Genomic DNA, 3,544 nt, shown 5'->3' on the forward strand with positions numbered 1-3,544 from the left:
GCGACTGGACGGGGCCGGCGGCGCTGGTGATCGCGGGGCCGGCGCCCCTGCCCTATGCCGCCTTCGTCGCCGCCGTGGCGCGCGCCGCCGGGCAGCGACCGCCGCGCATCGTCGCGGTGCCGCCGGCGCTGCTGATGGCGCTGGCGCCGCTGACCGCGGTGATCCCGCGCCTGCCGCGCGTGCGGGCGGCGGAAATCCGGCGGCTGCTGGAGGACAAGGCGTTCGACATCGGGCCGATGCGCGAGGTGCTCGGCGTTGCGCCCCGCCCGCTGGAGGCGGGGCTGGCCGAGACCTTCGCGTTCGGATGACGGCGGCTGGGGCGAGCGATGGGACTCGAACCCACGGCATCCAAGACCACAACCTGGCGCTCTACCATCTGAGCTACGCCCGCCATCGCCAGCCGCGGCGGGCGTCCTACGCCGCGGCGCCCGCCCGCGTCAATGCGCCGTCCGCCCCGAAATGCCGCGCGAGGCGGGCGACGGCCTCGTCCAGCAGCGCCGGGCGCTTGCAGAAGGCGAAGCGGGCATAGCCTTCGGGCGCGTCCGGACCGTCGTAGAAAGCCGACAGCGGGATCGCGGTGACGCCCGCCGCCTCCGTGATATGGCGGCAGAACGCATCGTCGTCGCCGGTGAAGCCGAGCGGCGTGTAGTCGGCCACCAGGAAATAGCTGCCCGCGCTCGGCAGGACGCGGAAGCCGATGCCCGCCAGTCCCGCCGCCAGCCGGTCGCGCTGCGCCGCCATCGTGGTCGCCAAGCCGTCGAAATAGCCGTCCGGCTTCGCCAGCCCGACCGCGACCGCGCGTTGCAGGTTGGGCGCCGTGGTGAAGGTCAGGTTCTGATGCGCCTTGGCGACGAGCGGGCCGAGGGCGGTCGGCGCGGTGACGTAGCCGACCTTCCACCCGGTCAGCGAGAACGTCTTGCCCGCGCTGCCGATGCGCAGACAGCGCTCCGCCATGCCCGGCAGGGTCATCAGGGGCACGTGGCGCTGCCCGTCGAAGGTCAGATGCTCGTACACCTCGTCGCACACGGCATAGGCATCGTGCTGCGCCAGAAGCGCCGCGATGGCCGCGCGCTCGGCAGCGTCGAACACCTTGCCTGATGGATTCATGGGCGAGTTGAGCAGGATCGCCTTGGTCCGCGGCCCGAACGCCGCCGCCAGCGCCGTCCGGTCCAGGCGCCAGTCCGGCGGGGCGATGCGCACGACGCGCGGCACCGCGCCCAGCATCCGGATGACCGGCAGGTAGGTGTCATAGACCGGCTCGATCACCACCGCCTCGTCGCCCGGGTCGAGCAGGGCCATCAGGCAGGCGGTGATCGCCTCGGTCGCGCCGGAGGTCACCACGATATCGGTGTCGGGATCGGCCGTGATGCCGTAGAAGCGGGCGTTATGGGCCGCGACGGCGGCGCGCAGCTCCGGCACGCCGGTCAGCGGCGGGTACTGGTTGCGTCCGTCGAGCAGCGCCTCGGCGGCGGCGCGGCAGACATCCTCCGGCCCGTCGGTGTCGGGAAATCCCTGCCCGAGGTTGATCGCCCCGTGCCGGGTCGCGAGGGCGGACATCACCGTGAAGATGGTGGTGCCGGTGGCGGCCAGCAGGCTGTTCGGTGTCTTCATGGCGGCGGCATCCTCGGCGCGGCGGGCGCCGCATCTATCCTCCGCGCGGCGGGCGCCGCATATAAAAGAGTGTGCGGGGCGCCGACAACGCCCGCCGGCCGGGGATTTGCTGCCCGCCCCGCCGCATTGCCGGGCTGGCACGCCCCGTGCAAACCTTGCGGCCTGCCGGCACGACCGACCGAATGGCAGTGCACTGAAGTATGGGAGGGCGCCCGGCCTGTGCCGGGCCATGCGCGCATGAAGAAGATCGAAGCTGTCATCAAGCCGTTCAAGCTCGACGAAGTGAAGGAAGCCCTGCACGAGGTTGGGCTTCAGGGCATTACGGTCGTCGAGGCCAAGGGTTTCGGTCGCCAGAAAGGCCATACCGAATTATACCGCGGCGCCGAATACGTGGTTGATTTCCTGCCGAAGGTGAAGATCGAGGTGGTCTGCGACGACGCCCTTGTCGAGCGCGCGGTGGAGGCGATCGTCAATGCCGCCCGCACCGGGCGCATCGGCGACGGCAAGATTTTCGTCTCGACGATCGAGGAAGTCATCCGCATACGGACGGGCGAACGCGGCCCGGACGCGGTCTAGCGCCGGCGGCGAACCACCGGCCGGCGCATCGTGCCCCGGCCACCCATGCGAAGAGAAGGACTGGACCCGAAGGATGGCGAAAAAGTCTGGTGACGCGGCGGCCGGCATCGGCCACGTGATGGAGATGATGAAGGAACACTCCGTCGAATACGTCGATCTGCGGTTCACCGATCCGCGCGGCAAGTGGCAGCACACCGCGCAGCACGTCTCGACCATCGACGAGGACGCGTTCCGCGACGGCATCATGTTTGACGGCTCCTCGATCGCCGGCTGGAAGGCGATCAACGAAAGCGACATGATCCTGATGCCGGACCCGGAAACGGCGGTCATGGACCCGTTTGCCGCCAAGCCCAGCATGATCCTGTTCTGCGACATCGTTGAACCGTCCACCGGCCAGTCCTATGCGCGCGATCCGCGCAGCACCGCCAAGCGGGTGGAGAGCTACCTGAAGGAAACCGGCATCGGCGATACGCTGATCGTCGGCGCCGAGGCCGAGTTCTTCGTGTTCGACAGCGTCAAGTTCGGCTCCGGCGGCAACTACTCCATGTTCCAGATCGACAGCCTGGAAGGGCCGCAGGCGTCGCTCAAGGACTACCCGGAAGGCAACATGGGCCACCGCCCGACCGTCAAGGGCGGCTACTTCCCCGTCCCGCCGGTCGACAGCGAAAGCGACCTGCGCGCCGAGATGCTGTCCACCATGGGCGAGATGGGTCTGGTGATCGAGAAGCATCACCACGAGGTCGCGCAGAGCCAGCACGAACTCGGCTTCCGCTTCGGCCCGCTTCACGTGCTCGCCGACCAGATGCAGATCTATAAGTACTGCGTCCACAACGTCGCGCACAGCTACGGCAAGACGGCGACGTTCATGCCGAAGCCGATCTATGGCGACAACGGTTCGGGCATGCACAGCCACTTCTCGATCTGGAAGGACGGCAAACCGCTGTTCGCGGGCAACGGCTACTCGGACCTGTCCGAGATGTGCCTGTATTTCATCGGCGGCGTCATCAAGCACGCCAAGGCGATCAACGCCTTCAGCAACCCGTCCACCAACAGCTACAAGCGGCTGATCCCGGGCTTCGAGGCGCCGGTGCTGCTCGCCTATTCGGCGCGCAACCGCTCGGCGTCGTGCCGCATCCCCTACACCGCGAGCCCCAAGGGCAAGCGCGTGGAGGTGCGTTTCCCCGACGCGTCGGCGAACCCGTATCTCTGCTATTCGGCGATCGCCATGGCCGGGCTCGACGGCATCAAGAACAAGATCCATCCGGGCGACCCGATGGACAAGGATCTGTACGACCTGCCGCCGGAAGAGCTGAAGGACATCCCGACCGTGTGCGGCAGCCTGCGCGAGGCCCTCGGC

3 protein-coding genes, 1 tRNA gene and 1 pseudogene are annotated in these 3,544 nt (G+C 68.6%); 3 read left to right on the forward strand and 2 right to left on the reverse strand.

Annotated elements, in window-relative coordinates; translation table 11 throughout:
- Positions 1 to 308: pseudogene (locus tag B8460_RS21490) on the forward strand (NADH-ubiquinone oxidoreductase); the annotation flags it as partial.
- Between the two features lie 7 nt (positions 309 to 315).
- Here the strand turns inward: B8460_RS21490 and B8460_RS00660 are convergent.
- Positions 316 to 391, reverse strand: a tRNA-His gene (locus tag B8460_RS00660).
- Between the two features lie 23 nt (positions 392 to 414).
- Positions 415 to 1,611 carry an aminotransferase gene (locus B8460_RS00665; RefSeq protein WP_048859639.1) on the reverse strand — a complete coding sequence of 399 codons (1,197 nt, stop codon included), beginning with the start codon at positions 1,609 to 1,611 and terminating at the stop codon, positions 415 to 417.
- Between the two features lie 237 nt (positions 1,612 to 1,848).
- Between B8460_RS00665 and B8460_RS00670 the strand changes: the two genes are divergently transcribed.
- The gene (locus B8460_RS00670; protein ID WP_048859640.1) at positions 1,849 to 2,187 is read left to right on the forward strand and encodes a P-II family nitrogen regulator; all 339 of its coding nucleotides are present in this window, start codon (positions 1,849 to 1,851) and stop codon (positions 2,185 to 2,187) included.
- Between the two features lie 73 nt (positions 2,188 to 2,260).
- A partial coding sequence (glnA, locus tag B8460_RS00675; RefSeq protein WP_048859641.1) for a type I glutamate--ammonia ligase occupies positions 2,261 to 3,544 on the forward strand: 1,284 nt, incomplete at its 3' end.

This window comes from Acidisphaera rubrifaciens HS-AP3 (assembly GCF_000964365.1).
GTDB classification, from domain to species: domain Bacteria; phylum Pseudomonadota; class Alphaproteobacteria; order Acetobacterales; family Acetobacteraceae; genus Acidisphaera; species Acidisphaera rubrifaciens.